Source organism: Natronoglycomyces albus, assembly GCF_016925535.1.
In the GTDB taxonomy this organism is placed as follows: Bacteria; Actinomycetota; Actinomycetes; order Mycobacteriales; family Micromonosporaceae; genus Natronoglycomyces; species Natronoglycomyces albus.
Genome location: NZ_CP070496.1, coordinates 863901 through 880770 on the forward strand (window position 1 = coordinate 863901; position 16870 = coordinate 880770).

At 59.6% G+C, this 16870-nt stretch carries 15 protein-coding genes, 1 tRNA gene and 1 pseudogene; 8 read left to right on the forward strand and 9 right to left on the reverse strand.

Going from position 1 to position 16870, the window contains the following annotated elements; genetic code table 11:
* Nucleotides 1–71: 71 nt before the first annotated feature.
* Together rplU and rpmA are read left to right on the forward strand one after the other, a co-directional pair.
* Entirely contained in the window at nucleotides 72–380 is a 309-nt protein-coding gene (gene rplU / locus JQS30_RS03615; protein WP_213172033.1) for a 50S ribosomal protein L21, read from the forward strand.
* Between the two features lie 11 nt (nucleotides 381–391).
* Nucleotides 392–652: a 50S ribosomal protein L27 gene (gene rpmA, locus JQS30_RS03620; protein WP_213172034.1), complete on the forward strand. Its 261-nt coding sequence runs from the start codon at nucleotides 392–394 to the stop codon at nucleotides 650–652.
* A 346-nt stretch (nucleotides 653–998) separates the two neighbouring features.
* Here the strand turns inward: rpmA and JQS30_RS03625 are convergent, their stop codons facing one another.
* The 3 genes from JQS30_RS03625 to JQS30_RS03635 form a co-directional block, all read right to left on the reverse strand.
* Nucleotides 999–2246, reverse strand: a complete 1248-nt coding sequence (locus JQS30_RS03625; protein ID WP_213172035.1) for a radical SAM family protein — start codon at nucleotides 2244–2246, stop codon at nucleotides 999–1001.
* Nucleotides 2247–2403: 157 nt separating this feature from the next.
* Complete coding sequence (locus tag JQS30_RS03630) at nucleotides 2404–2754, reverse strand: MGMT family protein (protein ID WP_213172036.1); 351 nt, start codon at nucleotides 2752–2754, stop codon at nucleotides 2404–2406.
* 6 nt (nucleotides 2755–2760) lie between these two features.
* The gene (locus JQS30_RS03635) at nucleotides 2761–3738 is read right to left on the reverse strand and encodes a hypothetical protein (RefSeq protein WP_213172037.1); all 978 of its coding nucleotides are present in this window, start codon (nucleotides 3736–3738) and stop codon (nucleotides 2761–2763) included.
* Nucleotides 3739–4481: 743 nt separating this feature from the next.
* Here JQS30_RS03635 and JQS30_RS03640 point away from each other — a divergent pair.
* Nucleotides 4482–4685, forward strand: coding sequence for a cold-shock protein (locus JQS30_RS03640; RefSeq protein WP_213172038.1), 204 nt, complete (start codon nucleotides 4482–4484; stop codon nucleotides 4683–4685).
* A 129-nt stretch (nucleotides 4686–4814) separates the two neighbouring features.
* Here the strand turns inward: JQS30_RS03640 and JQS30_RS03645 are convergent, their stop codons facing one another.
* From JQS30_RS03645 to JQS30_RS03655, 3 genes are read right to left on the reverse strand one after another with little or no spacing between them, the layout of a single operon-like run.
* Complete coding sequence (locus tag JQS30_RS03645) at nucleotides 4815–6341, reverse strand: CBS domain-containing protein (protein ID WP_213172039.1); 1527 nt, start codon at nucleotides 6339–6341, stop codon at nucleotides 4815–4817.
* A 22-nt stretch (nucleotides 6342–6363) separates the two neighbouring features.
* Nucleotides 6364–9579 carry an ATP-binding protein gene (locus JQS30_RS03650; RefSeq protein WP_213172040.1) on the reverse strand — a complete coding sequence of 1072 codons (3216 nt, stop codon included), beginning with the start codon at nucleotides 9577–9579 and terminating at the stop codon, nucleotides 6364–6366.
* Nucleotides 9576–10247, reverse strand: a complete 672-nt coding sequence (locus JQS30_RS03655) for a hypothetical protein (protein WP_213172041.1) — start codon at nucleotides 10245–10247, stop codon at nucleotides 9576–9578. The genes JQS30_RS03650 and JQS30_RS03655 overlap by 4 nt, the downstream gene beginning before the upstream one ends.
* A 524-nt stretch (nucleotides 10248–10771) precedes the next feature.
* Here JQS30_RS03655 and JQS30_RS03660 point away from each other — a divergent pair.
* The 3 genes from JQS30_RS03660 to JQS30_RS03670 all read left to right on the forward strand — a co-directional run bounded on the left by JQS30_RS03660 (nucleotide 10772) and on the right by JQS30_RS03670 (nucleotide 13796).
* Nucleotides 10772–11713 (forward strand): hypothetical protein, encoded by a 942-nt coding sequence (locus tag JQS30_RS03660; protein ID WP_213172042.1) that lies wholly within the window; start codon nucleotides 10772–10774, stop codon nucleotides 11711–11713.
* A gap of 593 nt (nucleotides 11714–12306) precedes the next feature.
* Nucleotides 12307–12894, forward strand: a complete 588-nt coding sequence (locus JQS30_RS03665) for a type IV toxin-antitoxin system AbiEi family antitoxin domain-containing protein (protein ID WP_213172043.1) — start codon at nucleotides 12307–12309, stop codon at nucleotides 12892–12894.
* Entirely contained in the window at nucleotides 12894–13796 is a 903-nt protein-coding gene (locus tag JQS30_RS03670; RefSeq protein ID WP_213172044.1) for a nucleotidyl transferase AbiEii/AbiGii toxin family protein, read from the forward strand. The genes JQS30_RS03665 and JQS30_RS03670 overlap by 1 nt, the downstream gene beginning before the upstream one ends.
* Nucleotides 13797–13855: 59 nt before the next feature.
* Here the strand turns inward: JQS30_RS03670 and JQS30_RS03675 are convergent.
* Nucleotides 13856–13939, reverse strand: a tRNA-Ser gene (locus tag JQS30_RS03675).
* Nucleotides 13940–14378: 439 nt separating this feature from the next.
* Between JQS30_RS03675 and JQS30_RS03680 the strand changes: the two genes are divergently transcribed.
* Nucleotides 14379–15152 carry a CdiA C-terminal domain-containing protein gene (locus tag JQS30_RS03680; RefSeq protein WP_213172045.1) on the forward strand — a complete coding sequence of 258 codons (774 nt, stop codon included), beginning with the start codon at nucleotides 14379–14381 and terminating at the stop codon, nucleotides 15150–15152.
* A gap of 3 nt (nucleotides 15153–15155) precedes the next feature.
* Nucleotides 15156–15632, forward strand: coding sequence for a hypothetical protein (locus tag JQS30_RS03685; protein ID WP_213172046.1), 477 nt, complete (start codon nucleotides 15156–15158; stop codon nucleotides 15630–15632).
* A gap of 174 nt (nucleotides 15633–15806) precedes the next feature.
* Here JQS30_RS03685 and JQS30_RS17635 read toward each other — a convergent pair.
* Nucleotides 15807–16193: pseudogene (locus tag JQS30_RS17635) on the reverse strand (type I restriction endonuclease subunit R); the annotation flags it as partial.
* Between the two features lie 81 nt (nucleotides 16194–16274).
* Complete coding sequence (locus JQS30_RS03695; protein WP_213172048.1) at nucleotides 16275–16415, reverse strand: hypothetical protein; 141 nt, start codon at nucleotides 16413–16415, stop codon at nucleotides 16275–16277.
* Between the last annotated feature and the right edge of the window lie 455 nt (nucleotides 16416–16870).

The following is a 16870-nucleotide window of genomic DNA, read 5'->3' on the forward strand; positions in this document are numbered from 1 at the left end:
ATGTCAAACACCGTTCCCCTGCGGGGGATTGTTCCCCGCATACGGGGAGGACCCAAGGAGACCACGTCGACATGTACGCGATCGTCAAGACTGGCGGAAAGCAGTACAAGGTTGCCGAGGGCGACGTCCTCGACGTTGAGAAAATTGAGGGCGAGCCGGGCGACAGCCTGACGCTGCCTGCGGTGATGTTCGTTGACGAAGGATCTGTGGTCACCGACGCTAAGGCTTTGGCCGGCGTCACGGTGAGCGGCGAGCTTCTCGAACACACCAAGGGCCCGAAGATCAAGATTCACAAGTTCAAGAACAAGACTGGCTACCACAAGCGCCAGGGTCACCGCCAGCCGTTGACCCGCGTCAAGGTGACCGGAATCAGCAAGTAGGGGGTTGAACGATGGCAAGTAAAAAAGGTGTATCCAGCTCCCGTAACGGTCGCGATTCCAATTCCAAGCGCCTCGGTGTGAAGCGTTTCGGCGGCCAGCACGTCAACGCCGGAGAGATCCTGGTTCGTCAGCGAGGTACCAAGTACCACCCGGGCGAGCTTGTGGGCCGTGGCGGCGACGACACCCTGTTCGCGCTGTCCGAGGGCGAAGTGAAGTTCTCGCAGCGTCGTGGTCGCAAGCTCGTGAACATCGTTCCGGCCAACGCTTCCTAGCGAGGTGACCAGTTTCTCCTCAGCCAGTGGCTGACAGAGACGCTAATCGTAAATGGGAGGGTATCCCCCGCGGGGGATACCCTCCCATTTCGTATCTGGGTTGCGGCCTGCGATGGCGAGTGAGCGCCCAATAAGCTCAGGTGGCTCCAGGGACGATCGGCGCGTCGGTGGATGATGTGAACAGCCGACGAACCCCGCTGCGGACTTTAAGGCCAGCCCGATACTCACGAGACCGGTGGTCGGCCTGTTCGACACCTCATCACGACCGGCCCTGTCCGGTAAGCGGACTGCTCACAGGTTGGTCGACTCGCGTCGGGTCAGGTTTGAAAACGAACGGGCAACCCGTCTATACCCAAGGGCCAGGTAGCTTGCCGCTTGCGTGCTCTCGGTACCACAGACCCCGGTAACAACGCCATGGCTGCGGCCGTAGCTGGGTGGGCGCGAAGATCTGCTCAAGCAGACTGCGGGCCTGCAAGAAGAAGTCCAGCCGCTCCTCAGGTGCCGCCACGTGCTGCGAATCGTCCGCCGGCGTCTCGGCGGGAAGAATCGTCAACGACGGCCACACTGTGGTGTACATCGCCAGCGGCAACAGTTGATCACGCAGCTCGTCCAAGGGCTCGTATCCCACCGTGTAGGTGAAGGACGTACGATGCCCGACGTCTTTGGCCGCGGCTAGCACCTCGGCGATTTCCTCGACGTTCATTTCGGCCACTCGGATGCTTCCGGTGTCATCGGAGGCCACTCGTCCCGACACCAGCTGTGGCATGACGGTCTCTGTTGCGAAGAAGACCAGCACCTCGCCAGCGCGCTCGTACAAGTCGGCAAATCCCTCAGGGCTGCGAATGGCGGAGGTCAGCACGCCGATCGTCGCCTCGGAAGTGATGCCTTCGGCCGTCATCGCCTCGCGCAACGCCACGAGGTGCTCGATCACGAGTCCTTCGTCGCGGATGGCGGCGGCGGTCAGCATGACTTCGCGCAGTCCTTCTTCGCTGGCTGGGCTGTACTTGACGTCGTCGCCCAGTAGTTTCAGGATGCTGCGGTAGTGCTTGGGAAGTTCGTCGGTGGCCACCTCAGAGGCCAGCTGCATGGTGGCGGCAGTGCCTCCCGCACGCAGGTAGCCAGAGACGTCCTCGCCTTCATGGGCCTCGACAATGCTGGCCACTCGGGTGCCGTCGACACACAGTTCGCTCTCGCCGTGGTGAGGAGAGGAGGGATCGACGTACGCTCGCAGGCTAAAGGGGGAGGTGGGGCGGTCGGCGGGGAGCACTGTCATGAACGACAAGTCAATGTCGCCATCGGCGCTGGACTCCACAGCGCTCACTTGGGTGGTGGCTGTGGCGGTGGGCTCGGCGGCGGCCTCGTCGTGGTTTTCGGCCGGTGGCTCAGTGCCGTCTTCGTCCAGCTCTTGGGCGATGTCTTTGTCGGTTTCGATTCGCAGGCGCATTCCTCGGGGGTTGTCACCCCGTAGTCCGTAGAGGTTGAGCGCGATGAGAAGCGTTTCGCTCCAGCCTATTTCGTGCCGACGTGCTAGCCGACGCCAGCGGCGCACAGTCGACGATAGGGCAGTCGCCTCGGACTGTGACTGCTGCTCCATGGGCCTCGGTGCTTCCTAATCGGGTGTCGTAAACGTCGCCTACGAGTGAGACTATACGTCGTCGGGATATGGGTGCCATCATCCGATGGTGCCAATTGTCGTCTGGGTAATTGGTAACGGTATTCGGCCTTGTCAATATGCCGGTGTCTGGCGTAACTCAACTATGTGCCTCAAAATCGGGCTTGAGCAACTCTCTCAATTCTTCGGCGTCGAGCCGTTGCGCGGAATCGGCTACTCGATTGGTCGAAAGTCTTATCCCAGCGCAGCGCAATGCGTCGTGGACATCGGGATAAGTCGGGTTCGACCATCGAAACCCGTCGGACACCGTTCCGTTGCTGCGCAGGACCCGAAATGCGTTCGCTACGCCATACCCTTGGGCCAAAAACCGCGCGACCTGCCGGGGCCCCGTGCCGACGAGCTCGGCAAGCTCCCCATAGGAGGTCCACGTGCCCTCGGGCAACCGGTTGAGGACCTCCTCGACCTGCTCAGACCATTCGTGTTCTTGCATCAGTGCCTATTCGGAAAGATCGGACAACCGCAACTGCCACCATTCTCCCTCGGTGGTGATCAAATGCAACGTACCGCCACGTCCCGCCTGACGCAGCACACTTGCGGGAATCGGCCTCTCACCCAGGGTGATCGAACTGGTGCGGGACAGGGTGAAGCGGCCTGCCCGGAACCGGCCGATGCTGATACGGTCCGGCAGCGAGTAGCCACCCACTAGCGCGCACCGGGTTCCGTCGGTGATGAGAGCGTGGGCACCGGTGACCTCGTTGGTCCACACGCTCATGGAGCCGAAGCGAAGTCGCAGGATGGGAAACTGGTCGTATGGATATACCCATACTTCGGTACCCGAGACGTTCAGCGCGTAGCAATCGTCGATTCTGATCGCGTCGTTGGCGCTTCGGAACTGCCATTTAGGACGAAGCTGATCGTCGAACTGCACGAGCCCGCTAGAGCCGATGGGAGGATCGGGCCATCCCCATCCGTGACTCCCGTACACTCCTTCGTCGAAATAGGACACATATAGTCGCCCTGAGCTGGTGGCCTGCACGTCCTGCACCCCATCGCCGACCGTAGCTGTCAGCAGGGGCCGACCTTGGGCCGAAAACACCGTGGCGTTGCGGTCGGGATTGCCCTTGTTGTACCGGCAGCGCGCGCCAACCACCAGGTATCGGTCGCCGGGAAGGGGCTGCACGTGGGGGTTGCGCACATTGATGCGCATGGGTCCCAGGGATCGGACATTGCCATTGGGTTGGTGTCGCGTCAGCCGTACCAGAACTGGCTCGTCCAGCATCGGAACCTGTGGACTCGTGCCATGGTGCCGGTTGAGCCATCCCAGCTGTGGAGCGTCGTCGGTGCTGGCCCAGATCGCTAGGGCTTCACCTCCCGGGCCCACATCGGCGGAAATGAGCACGTCGGTGGGATGCGGGGGCCTAAGGGTGGCGAAGTGCCGCATGGAGACGGTTGCGCCAGAGGTACTGGTGGTCATGGTGTGACGATGACTGTGCTTTCGTGGGTGGCGATCGGGTGGCCTGGTGCTGTGGGGTGGTCCGTGGACGCCGGGTATGGGCGGCGGAACCGCCGTCGCGGCCGCGCGCTCTAGGGGGTCTCTCCTGCGCGGCGGGTCCGGCTGCGGCAGAAACGACGTGAGGCAACTATACGTCGGGCATCGAAACAGCCGCCGCCTCGATCCGAGAATTCAAGTGCCACAGGCGATCTGCCCGATTTTCCTTGGCGCTCTCGTCGATGGGGCCGCCTCAGTCAAGTGCGCTTGAGCGGCCACGCTCACGGCCGTGTGGATCGACGCTAGGGGCAAGGGCGTTCGCCTCTGTGCCTGCTGAGCCTAAACACAGAGTCTAGGCGGGCTCGGGCTTGCTTTGTGGCCGCCCGGCGGGTGAGACCGGGTTGTGCGTCGTCCTCCGCCAGGGAGTTCTAAGTCTCACTAGAGCCGCGCAGAGCCAGTCTGGCCCGGCCCGCGAGGGGGACGTTGAGGTAGAAGGGAGACAAAAGGGGATATGTTCCTGGGGTGCGTGTCACCTTTGTGGCCCGGTTGAGCAGGGGCGCGACAAGAACACGGCCCAGGCAGTCGCGTTCTGTACAGATATCAGGTAGAGTCGAAGTTGGCTCATGGAAGTCACCCGGCTACATAGCGGGAGCGGCAACGATTCCTTAGCAAGTGCTTTGGCGTCGCCCTGAGTTTCAAATTAAGTTCTACACAAAGTGGTAAAAGTAATGGCGCAAGGCACCGTTAAGTGGTTTAACGGCGACAAAGGCTTCGGATTCATCGCTCCCGATGGAGACGGACCGGACGTATTCGTTCACTTCTCAGCAATCTCCGGTTCGGGATTCCGCACCCTGGAAGAAAACCAGCGGGTGGAGTTCGACATCGAGCAGGGTCAGAAAGGGCCGCAAGCGGCCAACCTGGCTAAGATCTAATAAACTAGGTAGTTCGTTGTGGTTGCAGCCTACCTAGGATTCTCTCCTAGCGTTTAGCTAAGGACCTTGACTGAATTGCAAAAGCCTGGAAACGCATCGCGTTTCCAGGCTTTTTTGCGTGTGGGCGTACTATTTTGTTTCGCGTGATTTTAACCGCGCGAATCCGCCCGCCAAAGGACGAAGGAGTTCGAGAAGACCTGAAATCGCATCTTCTTGCGACTGCGGCAATGGATCAGGCGCGAAATGCATGAGTTCATTGCGGGCATCGCAAACTGTCTTGATCAGCCCCACCAGGTGATTCTTGTTTACGTTCCACCCCAGCTTCTGCCATAGGTCAGTCTTTTTGAAGATATATTCATAGCTGCCAAAACTGATGTCATCGATCTTGTTGACCGCGTCGGGATGAAGTAGGTGCGGCTTAACCTCCTCAAGGGTCAAATGCCGTTTTACGGTATTACGCAACAGGATTTCGGCTTCCTCTATGTCGATGAAGGGGCGGACGATGGCGTGAAAACGGTCGGCCAGGTCAGCGGCCGTGATGATTCCGCTAACCCCTCCCTTGTCGTTGGTGAGGAAGACGAATCCGTGTTGCACGATCACGTCGGCCTTATCCCGGACATCGGCGTCTGGCCGGACGGTCTCGGGAGTGTAGAGCGCATCGCGCAACGTGGGTTCCCGCCGCGCCAGCCGAGCCCGGCCGATGCTGTCCCAGCTGACGGCTCCGAGTAGGTGTTTCTTGTCGTTGACCACCGCGAGCTGAGAGAATCGCTTCTCCGTCATCCGCGACATGGCCAGATCGAGATTCTGCCCAAGGCGGATGGTGACAATCGGGGACGCGATGCTGCTGACCGGCTGCGTCATGCGGGGGGACGAGAGCGTTTCTTGCGATTGATCGTCACCACAACCCGATGGGGACTGCCGCGCCTTGACAATCGCGACCTCGTTCTCCAGCTTCGGCGGTTGGGCGAACGGCGGCCTAGTGCTGAGCTCGGACGTGGCGAGGCCATGGTTGATCGCAGACACTGCCGAGTCGGTGCGACGTTCGAACCCCCAGGTTCGCAAAAGCGCGCGGATGGTGACCGTCAGCGGCTTCTCAGGGGGCTGATTGAACGCCGCCTTAATCAGCAACTCTGGTGTTTGATACACCTGGTCTTGTCGGCCTGGGTCGTATCCGATGGCGACGAATTCGGCCAGACGATCGGCAATATGCGCATCCTCAACTCGCGCGACTCCCATCACACTGCGGACGGCACCACGAATGTCACTGCCGAAAGACGACACAGGAGCCTTGACGGTCAACCACTCGACCGGCCTCGCATGTCGCATTTCAGGAGGCTGTGACGCGTCATATGTGTAATCGCCGGTCACACGTCCGATCGACACTCGCGGTGGAGAACTCTGGCAGCACATGACAACCAAGTCGCCGGGCCTGATGTGGGTGTAGAAAGCCCATAGTTGAGATGCCCAGGCCGCTACGACGTCTTCGTCTCGCGAAGGTTCGTCGGCGGCCAGAGCGAAATGCAAAGCCTCGCGGCTTTCGAACCCGCGCAAGTCGCCGATGTTCTCCCATGCCACGATCGCTCGACCCATTTCCAACGAAGCTTCGACGCGCTCGGTGAGGTTAAAGCTGATCAGCCATACCGATTGTGATCCCATGTTCTCTCCCAACCTGGCGGCCTTAGCGGTCGCGTCGCGCGATATCGAGGACGGTTTCAGCGCTCGGAGCGCTCGGCGGATGGTGGCTTAGACACATGGGGGAGGAGAGCTTAAGCAAAGACGTGCCCTCGCTACCCGCATAAAACTCGCCCCGCTTCAAACGCGAGATGTCGAGTACATCGCTGGTTTTCGACCGCGCCATCTCCTTCACTGAATCGATCTGGGTAGGACTGTTGAGATAACCGAAGTATTGGGTAGCCGCGTTGCCAACCACCGTGTTGTCGATGCCTTTCGGCGCTTGGGTCGCGAAGATGAGCCCAAGGCCGTACTTGCGTGCCTGCGAAGCGAGCAGTTTGGTCGAGGCCGTGCAAGGGGTGGACTTGCCCGATGGGACGAAGGTCTGTGCCTCATCGAGCACGAAGAGCGCCCCAAGGTCTGAGGTCGCCGGATGTCGTTTCGCCCAACCGAAAACCGCTAGCTGCAGCTGATTGACGAAGTGCTGCCGCTGCTCTTCACCCGAAAGACCAACCAGATTGACCACCGACACCCGCGCACGCCGACCCGGCGCGGGACTCAGCAGTTCCGAAGGGTCCAGCGGCGTGCCGCTGCCGCCAAACAGCGGGTCGTTAATGGTCGCCGCCTGCAGATTCTGCGCCATCGCATGCGCGTGCTCCTCAGCCTTCGCCAACTCCACTACGCCCTCAGGCAGCTCGTTGAGCATGGCGATGAAAGCGCGCAGATGGCCAGAAGGATCGCGCCGGGCAAAGTGAGCCACCGCCGAACGCAAGACAGCTTCCCGCACCGCCGCGTCCTTTGTAGCGCGCCGACTGCCCGCACGCGGGGCTAGCACCTCCATAGCTGAGTCCACCGCATCGGTGAACTCATCGGAATCCGCCTCGATACCACGAAAGTCCGGCAACGGCTGCAACGCCAAAGGGCGTCCCTGTGATCGGCCCGGCGTCCACACCAGTACCTCCGTGCCGCTCAGGTACCGTTCCGCGCGGTCGCCGTCCCCAGCTAGCCAGCCCTCAGGTCGAGTCGGCCACGCCTGGCCCAACCGGGCCAGGTCATTATTGGAGTCGACCACAATTGCCGAGACTCCACGCAAAGCGCACTCCTCGATGAGCCGCCGCAACAAGACAGTCTTTCCCGAACCCGAACCGGCGAACACGGCTACATGCTTGCGTAGTGTCTCCAACGGGACCGTCATGGGCTTGCCTGATTTTTCATAACCAAGCGGGATGCCACTATCGTGGATGGCTTGTGATTCCGCCTGCTGAGTCTTAGATGAGGCGGTGCTCGCTGGGGAGGACCCGAACGGAGTCCAGTCACGTATGGCCGGGTCGCTCGGCGGGGTCGTGGGCATGGATGGGGTTTGAGGAGGATCGGCATCGGGCTCTGGCTGCGGTTCGCAAGGCGAGGCGTGGCCGGCCTCCTCACCGAAAATCTCACGGTACAGACCTGTTGCGCTGGCTGGACGGTAGCGCCTGAGCCACGTTTGCCAGCCGGGAGGTCGCTCCCTTTCCAATTGCTCGAGAGCCTTCAGCGTGCGAATATCGTTGCCCATCTCATAGTCGATAAATCGGCCCCCAGCGTGCTTGAACTGTTCCAGGGCCGCCACGACGCCGGGAGTTTGACTCCAAGCCCCAGTGGCGACAAGCAGCGCACGTCTTTTCTTCGTGCCTGGGTCAACTTTGGCGGTCGTGCGCAGGAGGTTGATGCGATTGATGATGGCCCGGCCATGGTCGTGGGCGTTGAAACCGATCGTCCAATGCAGCGGAGCGTCGGAGCCATCGTCCGCGTCAATGGAGAATTGCAGGTGCCATCCAAGAGGCTTTCTGCTTGGCTTGGCTCTCGTCAGCCGGTAGGACCCGGCTGGGAGCCCCCGTTCGCTCAGCATCGCCTCGACGCCACCGTGGAGAAGATCTGGGACGACAGAGTCTTCACTGTTCTTGTCGAGAACAGTTGAGATGTCCGCTTCGTTGCGATACCGCTGGAAGAGCGCTTCGACCGAAGCCACATCGTCTTCTGACGCGGCGTCTACCACAGGGTGCGAAGCACGTGCGGCGTGCAGAATGGAATTGAGTTCGACGACCTGGCCCGATTCGACGCACTGGTCAATATGCAGCTGCACGACTTCCAGAAGTTTGCGCGCGCCGAACTCCACCGCGTCAGCGAAGGCCTCCGATGCCACTGGCCAGGTGCTGTATGGCGGGGTGAATCCGATCGATTGGTACACCGGCGCCAGGTATGAGCGCACCATCGCGGCCGCAGCTTGCGGTGAGGGCAGAGGACCCAACTGGGAAGGCTCACGGAACCGGTGCCGCGCCGTGGCAACGGCATGCCGACGAAAGGCATCCCACATAGTCGGAAGACACGACAGGACCACGGCCGTATGACTCATGGTCTCGCGCACACTCATCAGGGCATTGCCAAAACGTGCCAGCGGGGCAGCCTCGAGGTCGGTTCCCGAACTGATTTGGCCGGTGGCTGTATGGGATTCCTCGGTCGTCTTATCGAACTGGTCGGCGCACAACAAGGTTGGACCGACCAGAGACAGCACTGTAGACAGCGCTTCGGCAAACCGGCGCGAATCCATATGCGATGGCGACATATGCCACTGCGATCGGTCGGTCACCAGATCGTCTTCGCCACGCAGGTAACTTTCGGCGACGTCGGCGATCGGGGATTCTTCGCAGTTGTAGACGGCCAGTGCCGCGAGTGTGTTCCCGGCGTCTTTCTTCACATGTGGGTGGGTGCGGCGCAGCGCGGTGACGAACTCGCCGACATGGTCGGCTCTGAGGCTTGCTCCCGACAAGACGGCCTTCGCCGTGTTCTCACTGACTTGGCATTGGTCGAGCAGCCTGCTGAGCAGAAAGTGGAGCTGGCTGTCGCCGTGTTCGTGTTGCTTGGAGAGACATTCGACCAAATACCCGCGAACCTCGTCCCAGAAATCTCGCTGTAGCCCCAGTTCCAAAATGAAAAAGAAGCCGTCGGCGCGTTGTATTCGCTGGCGGGCAATGGCCAGACAGTGTGACTTCCCCGCTCCCATATTGGCCACGATGGGCAGCCCCAGTGGGTCCTTTCTCTCAATGGACTCGCTGATGGTGCGGTCGATGGCCAGTAGCGCCTCGGCGTTGATGTCGGGCACATGCGGTACGTCGTCCCACACCCCGGAGCGGCTGACCGCCCAGCTGATACGGACCTCGCGCAGCGCGCGCAGCTGCTCTTGGCTCACAGTGGGCCTCCTATTGCTATGAGGTGTTTGTCTTCACCGCCGACAACGATGGCTGCCGCCCGGTCCTGTGGGGTGAGGGTCTTTTGATTTACCTCGGGAATGAGGTCGATTCTGCGAGCCCGGAAGAGCTGTCGCAATAGATCGTCTACTGTGCTGCGTTCGCCGGCGAGCTTGGAACGAAGCTGATGCAGTTGGACCCACGAACCGGGTGCCTCGGCCAGGCTCTCGTAGGCGGTGAAGAGCGCGGTGTCATTTGCGTGACCTGTGGTCGCTTCTGGTTCTGGGGCTGGCGTGGGGTCTGAAGGTGGGGCTGATTCGGTGTGGGCCGCCGTCGCGATATCGGCCAGATGGACGTTCATGGCTCGCATATGGGCGGCGAAGGCATTGCGCAGCGCGTAGTCGATCCGTTGTTGACGGGGTGTGCCCTTGGGTGCGGGGCTGCTCATTTCCTGTTCGACCCGGTGCCAGCCCTCATCGGTCAATTCACAGTGGAATGTTCGCCCGACTTTTCGGCTGGCGATGTAACCACTCTTTTCCAAGCGAACACGTTGCTTCCCGACAATGGTGAAACCGAACTGCTTTTCGAAGTCGGTATTGGAGATCTCGTCTCGAACGAGCATGAGCGCCAATAGCGCGTAGAAGTCGGCTCGGCTCAGTTGTGTCTGCATGGTGATCCTGTTTCACGAGGTAATAGATGGAGGCAGGGCTTTTCTTGGGGCACAAGTGATTGCCATAAATAAGGGCGGGACTGTCGGCATGGTATCGAAGAAATCGCAGGTGCGCATGGCTCGTTTGGTGAGACCCACAAAAGCACTGGGACGCACTGATGAGGGCTAATCGCATGTAGGAAGATGTCTTTCGCACGGACTCGAACACGAATACTCGCTAGTACCGCCAACGCAGACGCTCTTTTGTCAGATACTTTTCAGTGCCCAATATTTTGGGCCGGGGTAGGTGGTTTTCGGTTTACAAGGGCCAGATTTCCGCATGAGGGCAGGCGGCCCCAGGGAAGGTTGTGGCCGCATTGGCCCGGTGGCAGTAGACCGATGAGTAGCCGTGTGATCGTTCCCAGCGGGTGGACGGCCCTACCATCGCCCGGTCGCGATGACCTGAGGAGTGGTTTGGCGATTGGGTCAAAGACCCCATTGGCGAGCTGGCAGGTGTCGCGATCGACGGCCTGCTTGCACTGGTCATGCCACTTGACGATTTGTTGATGCTGGTCAGTGGAGACCCCGACTCAATGTCCGAGGCCGCAGATCCGTGGAACGAAGCCCGAGACCTGCTGGCCGTGGCCGGTCAAGAGACCGACAACATAGCGCTGACATTTCTCTCTCAGTGCAGTAGTGAAGACACCTCACGGGCGCGTGAAGTCGTGCATGGCTTGGCCGAAGCGCTGCGCTCGATGGGGAAAATCAGTAGTGGAATCGTCGGTTTGCTGCGAGCGGCGCAATTCTTGGCTACCGCCACTTACGAGATCATCAAAGACATCTTGGCCGAGCTGGCCAAGTGGCTGATCATTAAGGGGCTCATCGCCCTGGCAGCGGCATACCCGACCGCTGGCGCCCCGATTGTCAAGTTTGGTATCGGTGCCAAGATCAAAAGCTTGCATGCGTTTCTAAAGGGCTACTCAAAGTATGACAAGGCCTCGGATGCGTATATGACTTTGAAAGAGGCGCTGCTGGAAGCAATGGGCGACTCCATTACCCAGAACCTGAACGATCTGGTTCGCGCTGTGGCCAGCGGGACCGTAGGAGACCTCATCGGTGACCTCCGCAGTGCGCCAGCGAATGCTGGCGAGCAGGACAACTCGCTGAAGGTCATTGATGGCGACACATTCCGCAGTGCTGGAGAGGGTCTATCTGGCCTGGCAAGCGACATGGAACCCATCCGGGCTAAGGCGGCGGAGGTTCGGGTCATCGATGTGACGTGGCGTCTGTGCGGACTGCAATTCGCTGCCGCGTACTTTGCGTTCCAAGATCTGATGGCCACGATGTTTCGTGATACGCCAGCGGCATATCTGCGAGGTTCGGAGAATCTGCACGGAATGGCGGAGTCGTGGGAAGAGGCGGATGCGCAAGGCGCGCAAGATCTCTTGGAATGCGAAGGAATGGAAGCGCTGGGCAACCTGAGTTAACTCTGATTTGACCAGTGGGTGCGGTGGGGCCGTGGCCCCTGGCATTGGCCCGCTCATGTGAGAGGGGGGCCGCGCCAATTGGGGCCTCGCCTATCGGCACTCCACCGGCGGCATTTGCCCCAGGACCAGGACTGACGCCAGCTAGAAGACAGACCTCAATGGCCAGTCGAAACACCCCAACCCGGCGTAAATAGAACGAGTCGAACTTCACTGAGGCCTATGCAAAAGGCACTTTCAGCGTTCTCGTCGGCTCGTTTACCTGCGTAAACTTCGCCTCCTGCGGCCTTGAATTTGCACTTTTGCATAAGCCTCACTGTTGGGCTGGGGTTTTTGTCCCTGAATGCGAAACCCGACAAAAAATGGCCCTACAGGGCCGGATTCAGCCGTTTCAGCCGAACAAACCGGACATGGTCGTATGTCCACAAAGAGCAATACCTGACCAACAAAAATGCTGGTCAGGTATGTTTTTCCTGCTGATTATTGCCGGCCTTATCGATACCTATGCGAATTTGTTCCCCGGGTGAGAGCCGTGTGTGGCAACCTGGTGGCGAAAGAATCCATACCATAAATCAAAAAATGGTATGATTTTGTTCATGACTTTCCAACTGGATGAACTTCCAGCCACGTTCACGCTCCCGGAGGTCATCGCCGCAGGAGGGTCCCGACGTGCGGTGTATTCATGGCGAGATTCGGGGAAGGTCGTCCAGATCTCCCGAGGCGTGTACCGCAAAGCTGACGCGGCCGAGACCGCATACCTCGACGTCCTAGCAGCCGCTAGGCGCGCGCCGCGTGGGGTCGTTTGCCTGGTCTCAGCGTTGGCACTCCACGAGTTGACCGACGAGATCCCTCCAGCGGTGCAGCTAGCGGTGCCCAGGGGTGTCAATCCACCCAGTATTACCTATCCGCCGGTAGAGACGCACCGGTTCGATGCAGCCACTTTTGACATCGGCAAACAGCTCTTCGACGTGGCGCCTGGAGAGTCGGTGAACGTCTACTCGCCCGAGCGCGCCATCGCTGACGCGATGCGCCTTCGCCATCTGGTCGGGGAGAATGTTGCGCTCGCAGCGTTGCGGAGTTATCTCGCCGAGAAACGTGGTCAACCAGCGGAACTTATGAACGTTGCCAGGAGTCTCGGTCGCGCCTCCGTGTTGGCCGACGCGATGCGGGTGCTACTCAGCTGATGCCGACTCCCTCTCGAAACTCGACGGCTGGCCGTGTCTTCAACGATCTGCGAAACGCCGGACGACAACAGCAACGAGGCACCGACGAACTCTTGGTGGCCTACGCGCTAGAGCGCTGGCTCTACCGCGTCTCCGTCTCGTCCTATCGGGACCAGTTCATCCTCAAGGGCGGGTTGCTGCTGGCGGCCTTCGGCGCACGTAGGCCTACCCGCGATGCCGACCTGCTTGGGCGCATGGACAACGACGTCGAGCCACTCGTCGAACGAGTCGGTGAGATCGCCGGTATCGGAGTTGACGACGGTCTCGAATTCGACACCGACCAGATTCGCGCGGCAGTCATTCGTGAGGATGACCTGTACTCCGGCCTTCGGATCACGATGCCCGCCACCCTTGGAAAGGCACGGATCAAGTTGGCCTTGGACGTCAACTTCGGCGATCCGGTCACGCCGGGAGCGGTCCGCATTTCCTACCCGACCGTGCTCGAATCTCACAACTTCGAGATCCTGGCATACCCCATCGAGACCGTCCTTGCCGAGAAGGTCACCACGGCCGTGAACCTCGGGGAGATTAATACCCGGGAGAGGGATTGGGCCGACATCTGGCGACTCACCGGCGGGCACGATCTTGACGGCGGTACCCTCTCTGAGGCGCTGCGACGCACGGCCCAGTATCGGGGGATCCCGCTCAGCCCGCTTTCCCAGCGAATCGGCTCACTGGTCGACTCACGCGGAGGCAACTACCGGACCTGGCGCCGTAGGCAAGGCCCCGAAGCTGACAGCTACCCCAACGACTTCGAGACCTTGCTCGGTGGCGTCCTCCGCTTCGCGGATCCACTGCTGAGCGGCAAGGCCGCAAATTCGCGGTGGATCAGCCGAAGCCGAACATGGAAAGAGAAAGCCTGAGAAACAGAGAAGTCGAGGCGCGGCCGCCACAATGTGGCGGCCGCGCCTCGACTGATCATTTGCAGGGGCGACAGGACTCGAACCTGCAACCCTCGGTTTTGGAGACCGATGGATAACCCCTTCTGAGCAGCCAATACGCTGCACCAAACCCGCCATTGGCAAAAATCCGCCAAAAGCGCTAATGCAGTGGGGGTGGGCTAGTCCAAATAGCAGTGTGTCTGGCGTTGAGCATTCGGCATTGTCGCGGTAAAGCGTGTCGGGCGACGGCCTGTGCCTCTGATCGACCTCGGATTGTGGTGAGCCCCTGGTCCTCGGAGCCTCACTGATGATGGGTCTGCGGCTTGCGTCATTGCACCTGGGGAAGGGGTGTCGACATTCCCTATACTATTTCCGGATTCATGAGCGGGTAGGCGACCATCACGGCATTTGTGACAGCAGCGAAGTGTTCCTGCGTCACCTGCGCCTAGGCATTCGTTTCTTAATTTGGTTTCAGTGGAAGTTCTTGTGACACTTCCTGACGTTGGTAGGCGTGTCACAATCACGCCGTTCTGACCAGGTCCGAGGGGTTGCTAGCCTTTCAGAGTGAGTCAACTCGAAGAATTTTCCTCAACGGTGGACCATGGCTGTCAGCAAATCGAGGAAGTCACCGCCACCTGTGAAGGCGCGATGACTCAGGCTGAGGCAATTGCCTCAGCCTACGTCTCGTTGGGTGCTGAGACGCCAGCCTCTCAAGCAGAATCCATGCGGTCGAGAATTGAAGCCGCTGTGTCGCAGCTGGCGGCGGCAAGAAGCCAACTAGAGGAAGCCCAAAGCATCGCAATGGCCCTCAGCAGTGGTTTACTGGCCACAAAAGGTGTAACGCCCCCTACATCGACTGGGCGTTCGGCTACGCCTAACTCTTCGCCTGGGCTGTGGACGCAACCGAGTCTTGCCCCCTCTCCTGATCGATCTCCAAGGGGCGAACCCTCGGAGCTGTCAGGGGCGAGTGCGAAGAACCGTGCGATTACCCGGGAGAACGAGACGGCAAAAACTTTGGCGATGGCCGGGTACGACATCCAACAGAACCCACCGCCCAACGAGCATGGTAAAGAACCTGACTATGTCATCGAAGGTGAGTACTGGGACTGCTACGCCCCGACTTCTCACACAGAAGTCAAAGGTATACACGGGACTCTAGAGAAAAAGGCACGCAAAAAGCGGCAGGCAGAACGTATCGTTATTAACTGTGACGATAACGATGTGAGCCCGGTTCAGTTGCAGGAGCGGCTGCAACGCCTGCCTATCAAGCGATTGAAAGAAGTCAAGATCGTCAAGAATGGCACGATTATCGACGTGTACCCGGTTGAGAGGAAGTAGCTAATGTCCAGTGAATACACGTTGTACACTTCGGTGGATTCCCCCGATGTGCTTGGCGAGCGATTCGCAGATGCCCTTGAATGCCATGCAGTATTCAACGACGACCCTGATACTCTCTCCTATGCAGGAGAGTTTTTCGACTTGGATATTCTCAGCAACTTGTCCTCCTCGTTCGATGACCAGGCCGAACTCATCGATGCCACCCCCACTGCCGTTGTAATGACTCCACACAAAGGAACCGCGTGGGCAAGTGAGACGAGGATTGTCCGTCTATTTATAGATGCCGCGATTCAGTTGTGGAAAGACTTCCCGCTGAGCACCGGCATTGTCACTGACCTAGACGAGCGATGCCTCATGAGGAAACATGCTGGTTCTGGCATCGCAGTTGATCCTCTCCTGCTGAACCCCAACGAATATAATCAGACCTCAGAATTCGATGTGCTGGCTTCCTTTCCTCCACTGTCGGATTCTGACCGCTGACGATCACGATGTAGCTTCTTGGAAAAATAATGAGAGTAGGTGCCGCCGTAGTTGAGCGGAGTTGCGGCTCTATGGCGCAGTGAGGGTGTCGGTAGACGATCTTGCAGACCGTGGGCTGGTTGCTGAACAAGGGAGTGATTCAGTCATCAAAGTAAGTGCCTAAGCTGGCCTCGTTCAGGGGTTATTTGTGTGCTGGTCGTTCGCGGCTTCGTAGAAGGCGTCGGCGAGTGCTGCGATGACTGCGTTGATGGCGGGGCCGTCGCTGAAGAAGTAGTCGGCCATGGTGTTGTGGGCTTGTTGGTTGTTGGCTACTGATTCAACGACCGCTGTTTAGAAGTCTTGCGACTCCATGAATTGTTTCTTGGAGTTGACTTTGGTCTGGTTGACCAAATCGGGGTAGGTCAGCAAGGTGTCCACCAGTCCCTGTACGAACTCGCGGACCTGAGACTCGGTGAATGATTCTGCGCCGAAGAGGTCATTCATTTTGTCGATGACGACTCCGAGCGGCACGTACTTGGGGTCTTTTCGGGTGCCGGTACCGGCGGCGCTGATGCCTTTCAATTAACCGTCACCTTTTGCGCGTCGTCCGAGCAGGCACCGTGCATGTGGTAACAAACCACTGCGCTGCAAGAACACCAGCACTCATCCGACGCCCGCGTTCCGGGCGGCAGCTACGGCGACCAGCTCAGCGAATCCGTCGACTTCAGCGACATCCTCAGTTGGTTGGCCACGCGGTGGGCTGCGGGAAAACAGGCAGCGCAAGAAGCTTCTCAGAACCTCCATCGCGGTCCCAGGTTGGGTAGGTCAGGGCCTTGATGCGACAAACCACCCACCTCACAAACGTGCCGACTCTGCTCATTGGCGCTCGTCACGTCGCAGACGTTGCCTGAGGACACCCATCTCAGAACCGGTACCGCAGAGCGGCAACGCTGCGTCAACGAAGGTCGTTTCTCGATATCGGACGTCCTAAAGTGACCCTTTCGGCTTGGTCAGCCTCTGGGGTGCGAACTCCGGGACGAGTTCCCTTCTGAAGATCGTCACTGACGAATTACGCGGTTCACGACTGATACGCCGACGCCGAACCATTGAGGGATGTTGGGCTGAGGTTCCTTAGCCTGTCACACAGCGACAGACTCTTCTTTCTGGCTCTTGGTTATCCGGTGGCTCAACGCCCAAGAGCGTGCATTGAGCAAGTGGTCTTCGCGCTGGTAAGGGCTGGGGTCTCATCGCAAGCCAGT